The 20,509-nt window shown below is 63.3% G+C and carries 17 protein-coding genes and 2 pseudogenes; 2 read left to right on the plus strand and 17 right to left on the minus strand.

Going from position 1 to position 20,509, the window contains the following annotated elements:
• The 11 genes and pseudogenes from atpD to prmC form a co-directional block, all read right to left on the minus strand.
• Positions 1-1,461: a F0F1 ATP synthase subunit beta gene (gene atpD, locus G7067_RS12640; RefSeq protein ID WP_166325011.1), complete on the minus strand. Its 1,461-nt coding sequence runs from the start codon at positions 1,459-1,461 to the stop codon at positions 1-3.
• Positions 1,462-1,482: 21 nt separating this feature from the next.
• The gene (locus tag G7067_RS12645; RefSeq protein ID WP_166325014.1) at positions 1,483-2,373 is read right to left on the minus strand and encodes a F0F1 ATP synthase subunit gamma; all 891 of its coding nucleotides are present in this window, start codon (positions 2,371-2,373) and stop codon (positions 1,483-1,485) included.
• 81 nt (positions 2,374-2,454) lie between these two features.
• Positions 2,455-4,083 (minus strand): F0F1 ATP synthase subunit alpha, encoded by a 1,629-nt coding sequence (gene atpA / locus G7067_RS12650; RefSeq protein ID WP_166325017.1) that lies wholly within the window; start codon positions 4,081-4,083, stop codon positions 2,455-2,457.
• A 54-nt stretch (positions 4,084-4,137) separates the two neighbouring features.
• Positions 4,138-4,914 carry a F0F1 ATP synthase subunit delta gene (locus G7067_RS12655; protein WP_166325020.1) on the minus strand — a complete coding sequence of 259 codons (777 nt, stop codon included), beginning with the start codon at positions 4,912-4,914 and terminating at the stop codon, positions 4,138-4,140.
• The gene (locus G7067_RS12660) at positions 4,914-5,462 is read right to left on the minus strand and encodes a F0F1 ATP synthase subunit B (protein ID WP_166325023.1); all 549 of its coding nucleotides are present in this window, start codon (positions 5,460-5,462) and stop codon (positions 4,914-4,916) included. The genes G7067_RS12655 and G7067_RS12660 overlap by 1 nt, the downstream gene beginning before the upstream one ends.
• Positions 5,463-5,501: 39 nt before the next feature.
• Entirely contained in the window at positions 5,502-5,723 is a 222-nt protein-coding gene (gene atpE, locus G7067_RS12665) for an ATP synthase F0 subunit C (RefSeq protein WP_166325026.1), read from the minus strand.
• 60 nt (positions 5,724-5,783) lie between these two features.
• Positions 5,784-6,607, minus strand: a pseudogene (atpB, locus tag G7067_RS12670) (F0F1 ATP synthase subunit A).
• A gap of 147 nt (positions 6,608-6,754) precedes the next feature.
• The gene (locus tag G7067_RS12675) at positions 6,755-7,153 is read right to left on the minus strand and encodes a Cg1360 family ATP-synthase-associated protein (RefSeq protein ID WP_244301119.1); all 399 of its coding nucleotides are present in this window, start codon (positions 7,151-7,153) and stop codon (positions 6,755-6,757) included.
• On the minus strand, positions 7,074-8,435 hold the full coding sequence (locus tag G7067_RS12680; RefSeq protein ID WP_166325032.1) for a glycosyltransferase family 4 protein: 1,362 nt from the start codon (positions 8,433-8,435) through the stop codon (positions 7,074-7,076). Before G7067_RS12680 ends, G7067_RS12675 begins: the two co-directional genes overlap by 80 nt.
• Positions 8,436-8,446: 11 nt before the next feature.
• The gene (locus G7067_RS12685; RefSeq protein ID WP_166325035.1) at positions 8,447-9,109 is read right to left on the minus strand and encodes an L-threonylcarbamoyladenylate synthase; all 663 of its coding nucleotides are present in this window, start codon (positions 9,107-9,109) and stop codon (positions 8,447-8,449) included.
• A gap of 26 nt (positions 9,110-9,135) precedes the next feature.
• Entirely contained in the window at positions 9,136-10,035 is a 900-nt protein-coding gene (gene prmC, locus G7067_RS12690) for a peptide chain release factor N(5)-glutamine methyltransferase (RefSeq protein WP_166326192.1), read from the minus strand.
• Between the two features lie 152 nt (positions 10,036-10,187).
• Here prmC and cysK point away from each other — a divergent pair.
• Positions 10,188-11,121: pseudogene (cysK, locus tag G7067_RS12695) on the plus strand (cysteine synthase A).
• Positions 11,122-11,125: 4 nt separating this feature from the next.
• Positions 11,126-11,692: a serine O-acetyltransferase gene (gene cysE / locus G7067_RS12700; protein ID WP_166325039.1), complete on the plus strand. Its 567-nt coding sequence runs from the start codon at positions 11,126-11,128 to the stop codon at positions 11,690-11,692.
• A gap of 116 nt (positions 11,693-11,808) precedes the next feature.
• On the opposite strand, the gene G7067_RS12705 is transcribed toward cysE, so the two are convergent.
• From G7067_RS12705 to lysA, 6 genes are all read right to left on the minus strand, one after another.
• Positions 11,809-13,200: an MFS transporter gene (locus G7067_RS12705; RefSeq protein WP_166325042.1), complete on the minus strand. Its 1,392-nt coding sequence runs from the start codon at positions 13,198-13,200 to the stop codon at positions 11,809-11,811.
• Between the two features lie 159 nt (positions 13,201-13,359).
• Positions 13,360-14,433 (minus strand): peptide chain release factor 1, encoded by a 1,074-nt coding sequence (gene prfA, locus G7067_RS12710; RefSeq protein WP_166325045.1) that lies wholly within the window; start codon positions 14,431-14,433, stop codon positions 13,360-13,362.
• Positions 14,434-14,556: 123 nt separating this feature from the next.
• On the minus strand, positions 14,557-16,491 hold the full coding sequence (gene rho, locus G7067_RS12715) for a transcription termination factor Rho (protein WP_166325048.1): 1,935 nt from the start codon (positions 16,489-16,491) through the stop codon (positions 14,557-14,559).
• Positions 16,492-16,686: 195 nt separating this feature from the next.
• On the minus strand, positions 16,687-17,619 hold the full coding sequence (gene thrB, locus G7067_RS12720; RefSeq protein WP_166325051.1) for a homoserine kinase: 933 nt from the start codon (positions 17,617-17,619) through the stop codon (positions 16,687-16,689).
• Positions 17,616-18,920: a homoserine dehydrogenase gene (locus tag G7067_RS12725; protein ID WP_166325054.1), complete on the minus strand. Its 1,305-nt coding sequence runs from the start codon at positions 18,918-18,920 to the stop codon at positions 17,616-17,618. Before G7067_RS12725 ends, thrB begins: the two co-directional genes overlap by 4 nt.
• Entirely contained in the window at positions 18,913-20,361 is a 1,449-nt protein-coding gene (lysA, locus tag G7067_RS12730) for a diaminopimelate decarboxylase (RefSeq protein WP_244301120.1), read from the minus strand. Before lysA ends, G7067_RS12725 begins: the two co-directional genes overlap by 8 nt.
• Between the last annotated feature and the right edge of the window lie 148 nt (positions 20,362-20,509).

The raw sequence follows: 20,509 nt of genomic DNA on the forward strand, positions 1-20,509 counted from the left end.
TTAGCCCAGATCCTTCTGCATCTTCGCCCAGTTCTCTTCAACGTCGCTGATGCCACCGACGTTGAAGAACGCCTGCTCAGCCACGTGGTCGAACTCGCCCTTGGCGATCGCGTCGAACGACTCGATCGTGTCCTTCAGCGGCACTGTCGAACCTTCAACACCGGTGAACTTCTTCGCCATGTAGGTGTTCTGCGACAGGAACTGCTGGATGCGACGTGCGCGTGCCACGGTGATCTTGTCTTCTTCAGAGAGCTCGTCAACACCGAGGATCGCGATGATCTCCTGGAGTTCCTTGTTCTTCTGCAGGATCTGCTTAACCGTGGTCGCGACGCGGTAGTGATCCTCACCCAAGTAACGCGGGTCAAGAATACGCGAGGTCGAGGTCAGCGGATCCACGGCCGGGTACAGACCCTTCGACGCGATCTCACGCGACAGCTCGGTGGTCGCGTCGAGGTGCGCGAACGTCGTTGCCGGAGCGGGGTCGGTGTAGTCGTCCGCGGGGACGTAGATCGCCTGCAGCGAGGTGATCGAGTGACCGCGGGTCGAGGTGATGCGCTCCTGGAGGATGCCCATCTCGTCGGCGAGGTTCGGCTGGTAGCCCACAGCGGAGGGCATACGGCCGAGCAGCGTCGAGACCTCGGAACCGGCCTGCGTGAAGCGGAAGATGTTGTCGATAAAGAGCAGCACGTCCTGCTTCTGCACATCGCGGAAGTACTCCGCCATGGTCAGCGCCGACAGTGCGACGCGCAGACGCGTCCCCGGCGGCTCATCCATCTGGCCGAAGACAAGGGCGGTCTTGTCGAAGACGCCCGCTTCTTCCATCTCGTGGATCAGGTCGTTGCCCTCACGGGTACGCTCACCAACACCGGCGAACACGGACACACCGCCGTGATCCTGCGCAACACGCTGGATCATCTCCTGGATCAGCACGGTCTTGCCAACACCGGCGCCACCGAAGAGGCCGATCTTGCCGCCCTGCACGTAGGGGGTCAGGAGGTCAATGACCTTGATGCCGGTTTCGAAGAGCTGCGTCTTCGACTCGAGCTGGTCGAAGGCGGGCGGGGTGCGGTGGATGCTCCAGCGCTCCGAGACCTCGATCTTCTCACCGTCGGGCAGGTTCAGCACGTTGCCGGCAACGTCGAACACCTTTCCCTTGGTGATGTCGCCCACGGGCACGGTGATGGGGCCGCCGGTATCGACGACTTCCTGCCCACGGACCAGACCATCGGTCGGCTTCAGCGCGATCGCACGCACCAGGTTGTCACCGAGGTGCTGGGCAACCTCGAGCACGAGGGTGAAGGCTTCCTGGCCCTCGCCCAAGCTGATCTCGGTCTCGAGCTTGTTGTACACGGCGGGAATCGCATCGTGCGGGAACTCAATATCAACGACGGGCCCGGTTACTCGAGCGATCCGCCCGACAACCTTGACGGCCTCTGTCGCCACTGCGGCGGTTTCGGTCATGATTCTCTCTCTTCGTTGCTGTTAACCGGACAGCGCGTCAGCGCCGCCCACAATCTCGGAAATCTGCTGGGTGATCTCTGCCTGGCGCGCGTTGTTTGCGAGGCGGGTGTAGTCGCGGATCAACGTGTCTGCGTTGTCGCTCGCGGACTTCATCGCCTTCTGCGTCGCAGCGTGCTTCGCGGCCGCCGACTCGAGCATGGCATTGAAAATGCGCGACTCGATGTAGGCCGGCAACAACCGGTCCAGCACGGTATCGGCATCGGGCTCAAACTCGTAGAGCGGCGTGGGGCCTTCGTCTGCGGGCGCGACACCCTCAACGATCTGCAGCGGCAGCAAGCGGAAAACCTGCGGCACCTGGCTGACCATGCTGATGAGGCGGTTGTAGACCAAGTGGATCTCCTGAGCACCACCCTCTGCAGCTGGGCGCGCGAACACCTCAAGCAGCGCGTCGGCGACCTCTTTGCCGGTCTCAAAGCCGGGGTTCTCGGTGTCTCCGGTCCACACACGCTCAGACGCGCGGCGACGGAACGAGAAGTACCCCTGCGCCTTACGTCCGACGAGGTAGTAGATGACCTCTTTGCCCTCTTCTCGCAGCAGCTCGCTCAGCTCTTCGGCCTCGCGCAGCACCTGCGAGTTAAAGGCACCCGCGAGTCCGCGATCAGAGGTCAGGATCACGACCGCGGCACGTTCGACCTTTTCGGCCTCAACGAGCAGCGGGTTGTCGATCTTCGAGTGCGTTGCGACGGCCGAGACGGCGCGAGTGATCGCGGTCGCGTACGGTGTCGAAGCTTCAACGCGGGCCTTCGCTTTTTGAATGCGAGATGCCGCGATCAGCTCCATCGCACGGGTGATCTTCTTGGTCGTCTGGGCAGAACGAATCTTCTGCCGGTAGACCCGAAGTTGCGCTCCCATGTCTCTCCTGTTTCGGTCGGGGCTGGCTGGTGATCAAAGGTTCAGGATCGCTTGGGGGCGGATGCCCCCAAGCGCGGATCCCTACTTCTTCGAAACGACCAGCTGCTCCTGCTTGATCTCGGCCTCGTCGATGGCATCGAACTGCTCTGCCAGGCTCTGCCCGGACGAGGTGCGGAACTCGCTCTTGAACTTCGCGATCTGCGCCTCGAGCTCAGCGACGGTGTCGTCGTCGAGCACGTTGGTGGTGCGCAGCGTGTTCAACGCTTCTGAGTTGCGGCCAAGGTAGTCGAGGAACTCGCGCTCGAAGCGGAGGATGTCCTCCACTGGCACGTCATCCATGAAGCCCTTGGTGCCGGCCCAGATGGACACGGTCTGCTCTTCAACCGGGTACGGCGTGTACTGCGGCTGCTTCAGCAGCTCGGTCAGACGTGCACCGCGCTCCAGCTGCTTCCGGCTGGTCGCGTCGAGGTCGGACGCGAACATCGCGAAGGCTTCGAGCGAGCGGTACTGCGCGAGCTCGAGCTTCAAGGTGCCCGAGACCTTCTTGATCGACTTCACCTGTGCGTCGCCGCCCACACGCGACACCGAGATGCCGACGTCAACAGCGGGACGCTGGTTTGCGTTGAAGAGGTCGGACTGCAGGAAGATCTGGCCGTCGGTGATCGAGATCACGTTGGTCGGAATGTATGCAGACACGTCGTTGGCCTTGGTCTCGATGATCGGAAGACCGGTCATCGAGCCTGCGCCCAGCTCGTCGGAGAGCTTTGCACAACGCTCCAGCAGACGCGAGTGGAGGTAGAAGACGTCGCCGGGGTATGCCTCGCGGCCCGGCGGACGGCGCAGCAGCAGCGATACCGCACGGTAGGCCTCTGCCTGCTTGGAGAGATCATCAAAAATGATGAGGACGTGCTTGCCCGCGTACATCCAGTGCTGGCCAATCGCCGAGCCGGTGTAGGGGGCGAGGTACTTAAAGCCTGCGGGATCGGATGCGGGAGAGGCCACGATCGTGGTGTACTCCATTGCACCAGCGTCTTCGAGTGCGCCCTTCACCGAGGCGATGGTCGAGCCCTTCTGCCCGATCGCAACGTAGATGCAGCGAACCTGCTTGTTGACGTCACCGGATTCCCAGTTCGCCTTCTGGTTGATGATCGTGTCGATCGCAATCGCGGTCTTGCCGGTCTGGCGGTCGCCAATGATCAGCTGACGCTGACCACGGCCGACGGGGATCATGGCGTCGATCGCCTTGATACCGGTCTGCATCGGCTCGTGCACCGACTTACGCTGCATCACGCCGGGCGCCTGCAGTTCGAGTGCACGACGGCCCTCGAGGTTGGCGATCTCGCCGAGGCCGTCGATGGGCTTGCCGAGCGGGTCCACCACGCGGCCGAGGTAGCCCTCGCCCACGGGCACCGAGAGCACCTCACCGGTGCGGGTGACCGGCTGGCCCTCTGCGACGTCGGTGAATTCACCGAGCACGACCACGCCAATTTCGTCTTCGTCAAGGTTCTGTGCAAGACCAAGCGTGCCGTCTGCAAAGCGGACGAGCTCGTTAGCCATCACGCCGGGAAGACCCGCAACGTGTGCAATGCCGTCAGCAGCGTCGATGACGGTGCCGACCTCGGTCTTGTCAGCCTGGGCCGGCTCATATGACGCTGCGAAGTCTTTCAGCGCGTCACGGATCTCGTCCGGGCTGATTGAGAGTTCTGCCATTTCGTTTCCTCTGTCTGTTCCGGAAGCTGGGCCGCCGGGAATTGAAGTAAAAGCCTAAGCCGCGAGCTTCTGCCGGAGATCTTCCAGGCGAGCCCGGACACTACCGTCGATGACATCGTCAGCAAGCTGGATGCGGACGCCGCCGAGCAGTTCGGGATCGATCACGGTCGTGACCAGCACCTGACGGCCGACCGAGCGCTGCAGCAGTTTCGCGAGGCGATCCTGCTGATCCGCGGACAGCGGGGCCGCGACGGTGACCGTCGCGAGCTCGAAGCCGCCCTGATCCGCAGCGACGCGAGCAGCCTCTCGCAGTGCCGCGTCGAGGCGGCGGCCGCGGGGGTTGGCTGCGAGATGGCTCACCACCGAGATAGCGGAAGCAGAAACCTTGCCCTCGAGCAGACGCTGCACCAGGCTGACCTTGCCCTCTGCCTCGATGAGCTTGCTACCGAGGCTGAGCTGTAGCTCGTGGCTGCGATCAACCAGGTCGGCGACGGCGAGGAGCTCCTGCGGAAGTTCGGCGTAGGCGAGAGCCTCGGCACGCAGGCCCAGCTCTTCAACGCCGGCCACGAACTCATCGGCGTTCGACCAGCGCTCGGCAACCGCAGCAAGAAGCACACCACGTGCACCGGCGGAGAGCGCTCCAAACAGGCGCTCGACCAGACCGGTTTTGCTCTCGGTCAGCGCCGAGGCATCGCCAAGCGCCGCGCCGAGAGCGGGTGCCTTGGCAATCCGATCTGCGGCCTCGAGCAATTCGCTGCCAGCGGTCTTGCTGAGCCGCCCCTGCAGTGAGCCGCGAGCCTTTGCGAGAGCTTCACGTGACGCGCTTCCCATTACTGAGCTGCCTTCTCTGAAGCTTCGAGGTCTGCGAGGAAGCGATCAACGAGGGCCGAAGCCTTCTGATCGTCCGCGAGCGAAACTCCAACAACCCCCGAAGCGAGGTCAATGGCGAGCGACCCGACGTCCTTACGCAGCGAAACCGCCGCGCTCTGGCGCTCGGCCTCGATCTGCGCCTGAGCGGCCTGGGTGATGCGGGCCTGCTCTGCCGTCGCGTCTTCCTTCGCCTTGGCAACGATCTTGGTTGCGTCGGCGCGAGCCGAATCACGGATCTCGCCGGCTTCCTGGCGGGCTCCTGCAAGCTGCGCGGTGTACTCCTGCAGCGCTGCCTCAGCCTTCGCCTGGGCCTCATCTGCCTTGGCGATGTTGCCCTCGATAGCCTCTGCGCGCGCATCAAGCATCACCTGCATCTTCGGAAGGAAAACCTTCCAGAAGGCGACGAGGATAACGGCGAAGATGACGGCAGACCACACGATGTCATAGTCCGCTGGCAGCAACGGATTACGATCCGACGCTTCAGCAGCAACAAAGACTGCGTTAATCATCAAGCCTCCCTTTCGAGACTGTGGAAAGGTGGATGAAGGCTAGAAGATGAACGGCGTCGCGATTGCGATAAAGGCGAGTGCCTCGGTGAAGGCGATACCGATCCACATCAGGACCTGGAGGCGGCCAGCGAGCTCGGGCTGACGAGCGACGCCCTCGATCGTCTTGCCAACGACGATACCCACACCAATGGCGGGGCCGATGGCGGCGAGACCGTAACCGACGGTTGCAATGTTGCCCGAGATTTCAGCGAGAACAGACACGTTATGTGTTTCCTTCCGTATGTGAGCGCGGCGGTTGCCGAACCCTGTAGTTGTTGCGAGTTAGTGCTCTTCAGCCAGCGCGAGCTGGATGTAGACAGCGGTGAGAAGCGTGAAGACGTAGGCCTGCAGCACGGCGACCAGGATCTCAAACAGCGTGAACGCGAAACCGAACGCGAACGTACCAACGCCAAAGAGTTTGAAGAATCCTTCTCCCGAGAACAGGAAGAACTGGGTCGCTGCGAAGAGAAGAACCAGCAGGAGGTGGCCCACCATCATGTTCATGAGGAGTCGCAGCGTCAGCGTCACCGGGCGAATCACAAACGTCGAAATGAACTCAATCGGAGTCACGATGACGTAGATCGCCTTCGGCACGCCTGCGGGAAGAGCGCATTCTTGAAGAAGTTGCCTGGGCTCTTCTTGATCCCCGCGTAGATGAAGGTGACGTAGGAAACCGCCGCCAGCACCAGGGGGAAGCCGATCACGGACGAGGCAGCGATATTGAGACCGGGAACGATGCCCGTCACGTTGAACGCGAGAATCGTGAAGAAGATCGCGGTGAGGATCGGCAAGAAACGACGACCGTCTTTCTGGCCGAGCAGATCCTCCGCGATGTTGACGCGCACAAAATCGAGCGCCATCTCGGTGAGGGACTGGCCCCGCTTCGGGATGACCCTCATCTTGCGGGTGCCGAGCCACATCAGCACAAGGATCACAATCATCATGAGAACCCGAATCATCATGATTCGGTTCATCGCAAACGGTGTCCCCTCGAACAAGACAATGTCCGGGAAAAACTCGCCGATTGTCGGCGCGTGGAACTCACCCTCGTCCACTGAAAAGAGAACAGGGGTCACGAGGTGCAGAGCTTGAGAAAACAGCGCCATTCTCCTGACTTTGGTGCGGCACAGGCCAGCACAGTGTCGAACGGTGGTCGTGTCCCCAAAACGAAGCAGGCATAGATGAATCAAGCCCAGCGGGGAACATCGTTTATCCTAACAAGAATTTCACCCGAGGCGAAACCCAAAACCCATCTATTTTGCTCCAGATACGGTCGGAATTCTCGATTTTGCGATCACCAGGACATCCAGAGCTAGCGAGACGATCACCGCGGAAATGATCCCGAAGAACATCACCTTTGGATCGAGCCAGCTTTGATCCCGCAGCAACACGGCAGCGACGAGAAACCCAATAAACTTAAGGATCCAGGAGCCCAAAACGATCACGAAGAACACGACAATGTACGACGGGCTCTCAATAAAGCGGTTCGCAAACGCGATGCTCCCGACCGTGATGCCGAGAAGAATGCCACCGATCGCGGCGCCGAGGACGCCTCCGACAAGCCCGCGTGTATCAGATACGAGCCACCCGATTCCTGCGAATACCACGATAAGTGCGACGGTCGCGATGATGCCCCAGCGCAGCGCAGTCATCAGCATCGGCTGCGATGCCGGCATCTGGATGGGGCCGAGATCCTGCTCCACCGAATCGTTCGGTTCGGGCAGTGCGGGAGTAGTCACTCGGGGTCCTTTCGGTTGCAGGCCCCTGAGTGGGCACCGCGGCTAGCTGCTTAGTAGGTGTTTTGCTCTTCAACGTTATCAAGCCGCGCTGAGCGGCAGCATCCCGCACCCGCTCGGCGGGGAACAGGAGCATTAAGAGCGTCGCGGCTCCCCCGACCACGAGCACGATGACCGGCCACAGAAAGTCCTGCGTGGTAAACACGAGCAACACCGCAACTGAGAGCACTGCCGTGCCGAGGTAAAAGATCAGCACGGCCTGCAGCGGAGAGTGGCCCATATAGAGCAGGCGGTGGTGCAGGTGCAGGCGATCCGCAGCAAACGGGCTCTTTCCGGCCTTCAGCCGCCGAATCACCGCAAGCGAGAAGTCTGCAAGCGGCAACGCGAGTACAGCGATCGGCAAGATGATCGGGATGTAAGCCGCGAGCACCAGCTTCTGGTCGAGAGTCGCGGGGTTGAGTTGCCCCGTCACCGACACGGTCGAGGTCGCCATGAGCAGTCCCACAAGCAGCGCCCCAGTGTCTCCCATAAACATCTTCGCCCGATGCCAGTTGAACGGTAAGAAACCGGCGCAGATCCCGACCACAATAATCGCAATCAGACTCGCAAAGGTGACCGAGTCAACCCGTCCCTGCTGTTCGGCGAGCAGTCTCGTGTAAATGAAGAAGAGCGAGTTTGCGATGATCGCCACCCCGGCGACAAGCCCATCAAGCCCGTCGACAAAGTTCACCGCGTTCATCACGAGCGTCATCAGGAACACGGTGAGCACAAAGTTCAGCGCCGGGGAACCAACGATCAGCGTGTCGCCGAAGGGCAGGGACAGGATCTGGACTCCGTTCCAGGCGAGAAGTCCGGTTGCTGCGAGCTGCGCCGCGAGCTTGATCATCCAGTCCAGGTCGAGCAGATCATCGAGAATCCCCACCACCGCGACAATTCCACAGGCACCCAGCAGCGCCCACACCTGCGCACTGCTGGCGAAGATCGTGGCGAACTCGGGTTGTGTACCCGCGATCAGGAAGGCGACAAGCAGGCCGATGAGCATTGCGATGCCGCCCAGCCTCGGGGTCGGGGTGCTATGCACGTCGCGGGCGCGCACAGCAGGGGCCAACCCGAAGCGTCGACTGACCCTCAGTACGAGGTACGATGCCATCGCCGTGACCGTCGCTGCGACGACAAAGGCAACCAGATACGAGAACATGAGTGGTGAGCCTAGTCCTTGATCGTCACCTGCGGCAGGGTTGTGGCGAGCGCCTCACGGGTCACGGCCCCCTGCCTGAGAATCCGCAGTTCGCCGCCCCCTTCGGTGAGCTGCGTCGCATCAATGATCGTGGAAGCCTCACCGTCACCTGATGCCCCCGCTTCGAGGTAGACAGCGACGGAATCTCCGAGCATCTCCCTCGCTGCTGCCGCGGTGCGCGCCGCGGGCTGGCCGGTCTTGTTTGCTGAGGAGACTGCCAGCGGTCCTGTCTCCCGCAGCAGCTCAAGCGCGAGCGGGTGATTCGGGATCCTGAGTGCGACGGTGCCGCCGGTGTCGCCAAGATCCCAACTCAACGACGGGTTGGCCCGGGTGATGATCGTGAGCGCACCGGGCCAAAACGCCTCGGCGAGTGCGGTTAGCGGGGCTGTCAGCTCTGCGGCGAGCGCACCAAGGGTCGCCGTGTTCGGGATCAACACCGGGGGCGGTGACTGACGACCGCGGCCTTTCGCGTCAAGAAGCTTCTGCACCGCCTCGGGGTTGAAAGCGTCTGCCGCGACCCCGTAAACGGTGTCGGTCGGCAGCACTAGCAGCTCACCGCGCCCGAGCACCTGGCGGGCCGTCCGGGTACCCGAAAGCAACTGTGAACTATCGGAGCAATCAAACACCTCGGCCATAACTTGAAAGTTTAGAGCACGGACCCTTAGAGACGATCACCGTTCACCGCGGTAGTCGTGCGGTCCCGGCCCGTGAGGTCGGGATGAGTTGCGGCCGAACGCCATCCATCCGCGGTGAGTAGATCCCGGATCGCGCGCCCCTGCGTCTCCGCGTGTTCGAGCACGAGCGCGCCACCGGGCGCCACCAGCCCGCGGGCCACCCGGCTGATCACGCGCACGATGTCGAGTCCATCGCTGCCTCCGTACAGCGCCATCTCGGGGTCATGATCACGCACCTCGGGATCCCGTGGCACCATGTCAGCGGGTACATACGGGGGGTTTGACACGAGCACGTGTACGCGACCCGTAAACGGGGTTAATGCCCGCCCGAGCGGGGTTGCGGGACTGGCGTCGGGATCCTGAGCCTCCAATTCAGCGAGATCGCCGAGCAGCAGCTCCACCCTGCCGTCACCGTACTCGGCAACGTTTCTCTCTGCCCAGGCGTGCGCTTCGCGGCTCTTCTCGACGGCCCACACCCGCGCGGATGGCACCTCGGTCGCAAGCGCGAGGGCGAGGGCGCCGCTGCCGGTGCAGAGGTCGAGGGCCAGCGGCTCGGGATCCCGCACCGCCCGCAGTGCGTCGATCGCATACTGGGCGACCGACTCGGTCTCTGGGCGCGGCACAAACACCCCGGGCCCCACTGCGAGCTCGAGGTTACGGAAGGGCGCGCGGCCAGTGAGGTGCTGCAGCGGCACTCGCCTGGATCGCTCCCCCACGAGATCCTCGATCGCATCATGTTGCTCGTCACGAAGCTGGGTGCCCATGATCGCGAGCGCCTGCACGCGGCCCCGGGACTCTTTGAGGACGTGCCCGACGATCAGTTCGGCGTCCACTGTCGGATCCTCGATCCCAGCGTCTTCAAGCGTCGCACGGATCTCGCCGAGCATTTCATGTAGGTCCCTTGTCACGGCTCCACTCTGCCATACCTGCCGCACCAAGCGGCGTCACCTGCCGTCATAAACATAAGGTAAAGGAAATCCTCAGATAAGCTCACGCTATAGTTGAACAATTGGGTTCTGACGCTTCAGGAGGCACACACATGGCACGAACATACGAAAATATCACGCAGGCTTTCGGCAACACCCCACTGGTGCGCCTCAACCGCGTCACCGAGGGCGCGGGCGCCGAGGTCTACGCGAAGCTTGAGTTCTACAACCCCGCCGGCAGCGTCAAAGACCGCATCGGGATCGCCATCATCGACGCGGCAGAGAAATCCGGCGAGCTACAGCCCGGCGGCATTATCGTCGAGGGCACAAGCGGCAACACCGGTATCGCGCTCGCTATGGTGGGCGCGGCACGCGGGTACCGCGTGATCCTGACCATGCCAGAGACCATGAGTATTGAGCGCCGCAAGATGCTCGTCGCCTACGGCGCAGAGATCGTGCTCACCGAGGGCCACTCGGCATGAAAGGTGCGGTCGCAAAGGCTGAAGAGATCGCCGCGAACACCCCCGGGGCCGTGCTCGCAAGGCAGTTTGGCAACCCGGCGAACCCCGCGATCCACCGCGCCACCACCGGGCCAGAGATCTGGAACGACACCGACGGCACCGTCGATATCTTCGTCGCGGGCATCGGCACGGGTGGCACCATCACCGGCGCGGGCGGCTATCTGAAGGAACAGAACCCAAACATTCAGGTCATCGCCGTCGAGCCGATCGACTCACCGCTCCTCACCGAGGGCAAGGCCGGGCCACACAAGATCCAGGGTCTCGGCGCGAACTTCGTACCCGACATTCTGAACCGCGACGTGTACGACGAGGTCATCGATGTCACGCTCGCAGACTCGATCGCGAAGGCACGCGCGCTCGGCACCGACGAAGGTATCCTCGCCGGGATCTCGGGGGATCCGCCGTGTGGGCCGCCACGCAGCTTGCTCAACGCCCCGAAAACGCGGGCAAGAAGATCGTTGTCGTGGTGCCCGACTTCGGCGAGCGATACTTCTCGACAGTGCTCTACGAGGATCTCGCGGTGTAGTCTCGTGTCACTCTTTTCTCGCGTCCGCGAAGACATCCAGGCGGCCCGCGCGGGCGACCCCGCCGCGCGCGGGGCAGCCGAGATATTCTTCGTTTATTCGGGTCTCCACGCGGTGTGGTGGCATCGCGTCTCACATGCCCTGTGGGCGCGCGGGATGAGGTTTCTCCCTCGCGCCCTCTCGCAATTGACGAGATTCTTCACCGGCATCGAGATCCACCCGGGGGCGACGATTGGCAGGCGTTTGTTCATCGACCACGGCATGGGCGTGGTGATCGGTGAGACGGCGGTGGTCGGTGACGACGTGCTGATCTACCACGGCGTCACCCTCGGCGGCACCGGTCACGATGGCGGTAAGCGCCACCCCACTATCGGCGACCGGGTCGTCATCGGCGCGGGGGCAAAGCTCCTCGGCAACATCGAACTCGGTCATGATTGTGCTGTCGGCTCAAACGCGGTGGTTGTGCACTCCGCACCGCCCTGGACCACGCTGACCGGGATCCCGGCGCAGGGGCGACCACGCCGCGGTGCCCCCGCTGAGATGCCCGACGCAGCCGACTTCTACATGATCTGATCTTCCAGGCCCCGTCCCCCGCCCCGTTCATGTGTCACGGATGTGTATTTCCCGGCACTGAAGTACATATCCGTGACACATGAGCTTTGGGACCGGCGGGCAATACGGACAGGGAGTTACCGCAGCCTGCGGCCGTGCTTCTGCATCCATCGCCTCGTGCGGCGCTGTTCAATAAAGATCATGGTGAGACCCAGCGCCCAGAACGGGATCTGTACCGCGAACGCCAGTTTGAATGCTCCGAGTGAATAGTTGTCTGGGGATCCCGCGCCCTGCAAATCGAGCACCAAGCCAATCAGCAGGATCGTCAACAGCGCAGAGGTGAACCCGGCCGTATTCACGAGGCCGGTACCGAAGCCGATAAAGCTGCGCGGGGTGTGTGAACGCGACACCTCAAACGAAATCATTGAGGCCGGTCCGCCAAGGGGCATCACGACCAACAACACCACGATCAGCCACATCGGCGGCGGCCCCGGCCACAACAGAATCGCGACCCACGTCACCACGATGCCGAGGGTGATCCACACATTGATCCACACGCGGCGCTCAACAAATCGTGAGCTCAGCGGCCCAAGCACAAGACCCGCGAACATCGAAGACAGCACCGTGAGCGTCAACAGTCCCCGAGCGGTCGACGGGCTCAGCCCAACACCACCCGTCAAGAACGGCAGCCCCCACAGCAGCAGAAACACGGTGGCCGCAAACGGTGATGTGAAGTGAACCCAATACGCCAGCCGCACCCCCGGCAAGCTGAGCAGACGACGCGCCTTGCCCCAGAACCTCAGCGTCCGTTTGCCGTCGGCCTGCTGCGTCTCAATCATTTCGGTCGCTGGGGGCGAAACCACCACCGCACCGGTCAGCGGAGCGGTCGCAAGCGAGCGAGCATTCCGGCTGAGCGAACCGAGCCGCCCGGTCACGCGCTCAAAGCCGGTCCCCATCCCGGGCCGATCCCGCACCACAAAAAACGCGAGCAACGAGACCAGGAACACCGTAGCGGAAATACCACTGAAGCCCGCCATCCATCCGAGATTTGACACGACCAGGGCCAGCGGCACAACCGAAACCAGCTGCCCGGCCTGGCCGATCAGCCCGGTAAGCTGACTCACCGTCGGCAGCTGTCTCACCGCAAACCACTCGGGAAGCAGCCGCATCACACTGATAAACATGCACGCGTCACCCGCACCAACCAGCACTCGCGCAAGGATCGCGAGCCACACGTCCGCAACAGTCGCCATCGCTACTTGACCGATGGTCATGAGGATCCCGCCGGCGAGGATCAGCACCGTCGAACCGAAACGATCAAGCAGCACCCCTACGGGGATCTGCAGCACCGCATACACGACGAGCTGGATCACCGGGAACGCGGCAAGGGTGGTCGCGTCGATCCCGAAGTGATCCTGAGCCGCAGGCCCAAGCGCAGCCAGTGACGAACGGTTGATAATCGCGATCGCGTACGCGAGCGCCGCGACTCCCCAGACCACCCAAGGAAGGAAAGGTCTCATCGATCGCATAGGCCTATGCTAGCGGCCCGGCTCAGAAACGGGAGGGTAGTTGATCCAAACTCGACGAGAAAGCACTCTGCCGACGAGAAACCACTCTGCGTGCGTCGGTAGGGTGGCTTCTCGTCGAGATACTAGCTTCTCGTCCGGTGGTGTCTCGGCGCGGGGTGTTTAGGAGCCGAGGTCAGCGAGGCGCGCTTCTTCATCAAACTGAATGCAGGACTCAATGACCGGGCCGAGGGCGCCGTCCATTACCGCGTCAAGGTTGTACGCCTTGAAACCGGTGCGGTGATCCGCGATGCGGTTCTCCGGGAAGTTATAGGTGCGAATCCGCTCGGAGCGATCCATCGTGCGAATCTGACTGGATCGGTGCGCGCTCGCCTCGGCGGCCGCTTCCTCCTGCATGCGGGCAAGGAGTCGGGCGCGCAGCACGCGCATACCGGCCTCGCGGTTTTGCAGCTGGCTCTTCTCGTTCTGCATCGCGACCACGATCCCGGTGGGAAGGTGGGTGATGCGCACCGCAGAGTCGGTGGTGTTGACCGACTGTCCGCCGGGGCCACTCGAGCGGTACACGTCGATCTTGAGGTCGTTCTGATTGATCTCAACCTCGCCGGGCTCATCGACCTCGGGGTAGACAAGCACGCCGGTGGTGGAGGTGTGGATGCGGCCCTGCGACTCGGTCACGGGCACGCGCTGCACGCGGTGCACGCCGCCCTCGTACTTCAGGTGCGCCCAGACACCCTGCGAGGGATCCGTGGCGTTTGACTTGATCGCAATCTGCACGTTCTTGTAGCCGCCGAGGTCGCTCTCGTCTTTCTCGAGCATCTCGGTCTTCCAGCCCTTGGACTCCGCGTAGTACATGTACATACGCAGCAGATCGGCGCCGAACAGCGCCGATTCTGCGCCGCCCTCACCGCCCTTGATTTCGAGAATCACGTCGCGGGCGTCGTCGGGATCGCGCGGGATCAGGAGCCTCCGCACCTTCTCCTGGGCTTCCGCAAGACCCTTCTCAAGCTCGGGAATCTCTTCAGCGAAGGCGTCGTCTTCCTTCGCGAGCTCACGCGCCGCTTCGAGGTCATCGCCGTGCTGCTGCCACTGCTCGTAGGCCGCCTTGATCTTGCTGAGCTCAGCGTATCGGCGGTTCACCTTCTTCGCCCGTGCGGGATCGGCGTGCAGCGCGGGATCGGCGAGTTCTTCCTGCAACTTCGCATGCTCAACGAGCAATCCCTCAACCTGTTCGAACATTGTTGACCTCTCGTCATTCTGCACAGGAAAGTGCAGAATCAATCGCGTTTCTATTCTCTACCGTGGAGTGAACGAGATCCGCCGGGTGGGCGAGTTCCCTCACCCACCCGGCAGGAGGCGTAGCTAAGAGATTCCGCCAGAGCGCTGGATCTCAGCGAGGAGCGCAGCGTTGGAAGAGGTCTTCTTCAGACGCTCCGCAATCTTGCTCGCGGAATCCTCGTCAGCGAGCGCACGCCGCACCTGTGAGAGCACAACGGCCTCGGCAGCACCAAGCATGGCCTCGACGTTTCGAGTGTGTGAGGCGGTGAGGTCCACGGTAGGCACCTGGCCTACGCCAGCCTTTACGAAGCGGACCTCGCTGTTAATGACCGAGCGAAGCTCACGCAGGAGCGCCTTGTCTGCCGCAACTCCCGTCTTCGTGAGGGCCGTCGCCAGGATCGTGAGTGACCCACTGTTCTCGACGTTGCGAGCTGCAGAGAGGAACTTCTTAATCTGAGCAATTGCGTACTCGTCGATCACATCGGCGTTCGCCTTCGCAATACCGGGCTGGGTTTGCGCGTACGCGCGCGCCAGCCGGTTGACCGAGTCGAACAGCACGACTACGTCGTGACCGAGCTCAACGAGGCGGCGGGCACGGTCGATTGCGAGCTCGGCGATCGTGGTCTGATCTTCAGCGGCACGATCAAAGGTAGCGGCGATAACTTCACCGTGCACCGTGCGCTGCAACTGCGTAACCTCTTCGGGTTGCGCATTGGTAAGCACGAGCATCAGGTGTGCTTCAGGCTTGTTCGCGGTGACCGCGGCAGCAAGCTCGCTGAGGAGGCCGATAGCCGATGTCTGGGCAGGCAGCACGAGCAGGCCGCGCTGACCGAAACCGATGGGAGCCGCGAGGTCAATACCGCGGCCGAGTAGCTGCGAAGCTTCGGTCTCGAAGCGCAGACGTTCCTGCGGGAACACAGGGGTCAGCTCCGTAACGTCGGCGCGCTTTTCCTCTTCGTCGACTGGACGTCCATTGATGGAGTCGATTTTCACGATGGCGTTGTACTTCTGGCGACTGCCACCCTCACCGTCGCGCGGCTGACGGATTGCCCCAACGATCGCGTCACCGCGGCGCAAGCTGTACTTCTTCACCTGGCCGAGCGAGACATACACGTCGCTCGTGCCCGGCAGGTAGCCACTCGTGCGAACGAAGGCGTAATTGTCGAGCACGTCAAGGATGCCAGCGATCGGCAGCAGGACATCGTCCTCGGTGATCTCAGGCTCGAAGTCATCTCCCTGGCCGCGGCGCTTGCGATCTCGCTGACGGGTGCGGCTCGAACGGCCGTTGCTGTCTTCATTGCGATCGCTCAGGCCCTGGTTGTTCTGGCCGCGATTCTGGCCGCCCTGGTTCTGGGTACGGTTCTGACTCGCCTGGCCGCGACCCTTATTCTCTTCATCCGAGCTCTGCTCGGAATCTGCGGATTCAGTCGCCTCGATCTTCTGGTTTCGTCCGCGGCGGCTCCGGGTGCGAGGGCTCTCGCTCGTGCTCGCCTCGGACGCCTCTGCGGCATCGGAAGCACCGTCCGGCGTCGAGCTCTGCTCAGCGTTGCCGGCCTCGGACTTCACCGCATCGCTCGACCCAGCCTCGGCGCTCGCGGTATCGGCGACATCTGCACTCGCGGTCTCAGCAGTGGCAGCCTGAGCGCGACGGCCGCGCGTGCGACGGACCGGGGCTGCGGGCTCGGTGCTCGCCTCCGCACCGTCAGTCTTCGTGGCCTTCTCGGGTTCTTCAGTAGTCGCGGGCGCCTCAGCGGACTCCGCCGGCTCAGCAGCCTTCTTGCGGGTGCGGGTCGCGCGCTTCTTCGGCGCTTCTTCCGCAGCGGGTGCAGCGGGCGCAGCGGCTTCCGCAGCGACCTCCGCAACGTCTGAGGTCGCCCCAGCGGCAGCCGTCACGCGCCGCGATGCGCGACGCCGCACAGGCTTCTCGGGTGCATCGCTCGCACTCTCGGGAGTGGTCGTGTCTTCGGTGTTCATTTCTACGTTCTTCCTTTCGGAACGCCGCCAGAAGAAAGCGCTCATTTAGGCTTCTCCTCCGTAGCGGGGTTGCACAGATGTGCGTCGGGATCACCGAGCTTAAGATCGGTGAGGAAAATGATCCACGTTTCGCAAGCCATGAAACCGTGTTCAGTAACGACAACGAAGCGAACCCGACAGGGCAAACTTCAACCTTGTCGACACCACTTCGCGAAGGAAAAACCCTCTCGAAAACTCACGCTAATGCGCGGGGATCGATTCCACTGTAGCACCCTTGGTGTCGACCGCCAGGATCAAGGCCCGCCAGTCATCGTGATTGGCCGCCACAAGGTCGGCTGCTGCGAGCCGCTCAGCCGGGCCATTGGATAACACCAGAATCGATGGTCCAGCGCCCGAGACCACTGCGGCGTATCCGGCCGCGCGCAGTTCAGCGATCAGATCCCGCGTTGCAGGCATTGCCTCGCCTCGATAATTCTGGTGCAGCCGATCCTCAGTTGCTTCGAGCAACAACTCGGGGCTCTGCGTCAGCGCCGCAATCAGCAGCGCCGAACGCGAGACGTTGAACACCGCATCCTCGTGCGGCACCTGCTTCGGCTGCAGACTGCGAGCGAGCGCCGTCGACATCGTGAAACTTGGCACAAGCACCAGCGGCGCGACGCCACGGTGCACCATGAGGCGCTTGAACTTTGGGCCGCCAGGGGTGGTCCACGCAATAGTGAGACCGCCGAACAGCGCGGGGGCCACGTTGTCGGGATGCCCCTCAAGGTCGGTCGCAAACGTGAGTAGCTGCTGTTCACTCAACACGAGCGGTTGATCCGGGTCGCTTTCGAGAAGCCCCGCCGCGATCATCACACCGGAGACAATCGCGGATCCCGAAGACCCCATGCCTCGGCCGTGAGGAATCCGGTTGTGCGCGGTCACGGTGAGCCCGGGAAGTTCGCGGCCCAGCTGCTCATAGACGTGCGCTGCGGATCGCACCACCAGGTTTGATGCGTCGGTGGGCACTTCGCCCTCACCGACGCCCCTAACGGTGACTTCAGCGCCCGGCGCTTGCCTCGTCACCGCAGTGACCTCATCGCCGTAGGCGAGCGCGATCCCGAGCGTGTCAAAGCCCGGGCCGAGGTTGGCGCTGGTCGCGGGAACCCGAACCCGCACCGCACGCTGGGCGCTCACGCCTGACCCTCCAGACGGAGCACGCTGGTCACGCTCACCACGCGGTCGCTGGCACGAAGCGCCTCAACCATCGCAGCCAGATCCCCCTCGCGGGCATCGTGGGTACCGATCACGAGAGACGCTTGATCCCCCGGCGCGGCCGCCTGCTCCACGCTCGCCGCCGACACCCCGTGTTCAGCGAGAATTCCGGCGATCCCCGCGAGCACGCCCGGCTCGTCGCGCACCTCGAGCATCACCTGGTAGGCCGTAGTCACCTCGGTAACCGGCAGAATCGGAAGCCCTGCGTGGAGGGATCCCGGGATCCCGGGGCCACCGACGACGTGGCGGCGTGCCGCGGACACGAGGTCGCCAAGCACTGCCGATGCAGTCTCTGCGCCGCCCGCGCCGGCACCGTAGAACATCAACTCACCGGCAGATTCGGCCTCAACAAACACGGCGTTCTTGCCGCCGTACACGACAGCCAGCGGGTGGTCACGGCTAATCAGGGCCGGATACACGCGGGCAGAAACGCCGTCGGTGCCGTCGGCCGAGGTGAGTCGCTCGGCGATCGCGAGCAGCTTGATGACGTAGCCCGCATGCTTCGCGGCCTCAATCTGAGCGGCCGTAATGTTTGAGATACCCTCGCGGTACACGGCGTCGACGGGCACCTCCGTGTGGAAGGCGATGCTGGCGAGGATCGTCGCCTTCTGTGCCGCATCGTAGCCTTCAACGTCGAGGGTCGGATCAGCCTCGAGGTAACCGAGCTCACTCGCGAGACGCATCGCGTCCTCGGAGCTGTCACCAAAGCGATCCATGCGGTCAAGAATGTAGTTCGTCGATCCATTGACGATGCCAAGCACCCGAGTAATGTGGTCACCTGCAAGGCTCTCGCGCAGCGGGCGCAGGATCGGGATCGCCGCAGCGACCGCGGCCTCGTAGGAGAGCTGCGCACCCACCTGCTCGGCAGCCTCCGCAAGCTCCGGTCCGTGAGCGGCGATCAGCGCCTTATTCGCGGTCACCACATCAGCTCCGCCCCGGAGCGCCTGCAGGATCAGCGTCTTCGCCGGCTCGATCCCACCCATCAGCTCGATCACGATGTCGGCACTCTGCACGAGGCGCTCGGCGTCGACCGTAAACAGTTCCTGGGGCAACTCGACATCACGCGGCGAATCAAGATTCCGCACCGCAATGCCTGCGAGCGACAGCCTAGCACCCGCACGCGCGGCCAGCTCGTCGCCGTGTTCGAGGATGAGGCGGGCAACCTGCGCTCCGACCGAGCCGCAGCCCAGCAGCGCAACCCGAAGATCGCGGTACTCATTCATTGGTGTCTCCATTCTCAATGGCGTCTGCCACCATCACGCTCTGCGCGAGCAGATCGTCTTCTGTTTGTCCCCGAACGATGACGCGGGAAGTTCCCCCGCGCACCGCGACGACCGGCGGCCTGGGCATGTAGTTGTAGTTACTTGAGAGCGACCAGCAGTAGGCGCCGGTCGCGGCAACGGCCAGGGTGTCCCCCGGGCGCACATCCCCCGGGATGACATCGCGCTGCACGACGATGTCTCCGGACTCGCAGTGCTTTCCCACCACCCGCACAAGGGCGGGCGCGGCGTCACTCACACGGTTGGCGATGCGGACCTGGTAGTCGGCGCCGTACAGAGCCGGACGGGCATTGTCGCTCATGCCACCGTCGACGCTGACGTAGAGCCGCTCGGAATAGCCGAGGTCGGCCGGATCTCCGGCGACGTCGCTCTCCGCGAGCTGCACGGTCTTGGTGGTGCCCACGGTGTACAGCGTGACACCGGCCTGCCCGATCACGGCACGACCCGGCTCAAACGCGAGTTTCGGGATCGCGATCCCGTGCTCCCGGGCACCGTCGGCGACGATATCGGCGAGCTCGCGAGCGATCTCGGCGATCGCCGGGGCTTCCTCAGCCTGGGCGCTGGTGTAGGCGATTCCGAAGCCGCCACCGAGGTTGAGTTCGGGAATGTCCGCGCCGGTGATCTCGGCGAGTTCGCGGTAGGTCCCCAGCAGGCGCCTGGCGGATTCGCGGAAGCCGTCGGTCGCAAAAATCTGTGACCCAATGTGGCAGTGCAGGCCGACGAACTCAAGCGATTCGTGGGCGAGGATCCCGCGCACAAGCCTCGGCGCATCACGCAGCGGCTGGCCAAACTTTTGGTCCTCGTGCGAGGTCGCAAGAAAGTCGTGCGTGGAAGCGTGCACCCCGCTGTTGACCCGCAGACGAACACGCTGCGTTGTCCCTGCCGCGGCTGCGGCATGCGCGATCCGCTGCGTCTCAATCTCACTATCGATGATGATCGTGCCGACCCCCGCGCGCACCGCACGAGCGATCTCAGCCTCGGACTTGTTGTTGCCGTGGAACCCGATCCTGGCGGGATCGACCCCGGCGGCGAGCGCCACCGCAAGCTCCCCTCCGCTGGCGACATCGATAGCGAGCCCTTCTTCGGCCATCCAGCGCGCAACCTCAACGCACAGGAAGGCCTTGCCCGCGTAGTACACGGTTGCCTCGGTGCCGATGCGGAGTGCTTCGGTCTGCAGCGCCTCACGAATCTCGCGCGCCCGAGTGCGAGCCGCGTCTTCATCGACCACGTAGAGCGGGGAGCCGTGCTTCGCGGTCAGTTCCGTTGCGCGGATCCCGCCAATCTTCAGTTGTTCGCACTCGCGGCCGCGACGGGCCGTCGGCGGGAACACACGTTGGTCGATCGCGTTGGGGTCAGCGGGTGCTGTGTGCTGAGGCTCGGGCATGTGATGCTCCATAGTGGGGAACGGGATGGTGTTCGCGCGCTCAGACTCATCGACGTACACAGACGGCGAAAAGCTGGTGGCGAGCGGACCCGGATTGGCCCCTGAAGCCGCGCGAACAGAGCCAGCGGCTCGGAACGAACCTAGCTAG

This window comes from Leucobacter insecticola, from assembly GCF_011382965.1.
In the GTDB taxonomy this organism is placed as follows: domain Bacteria; phylum Actinomycetota; class Actinomycetes; order Actinomycetales; family Microbacteriaceae; genus Leucobacter; species Leucobacter insecticola.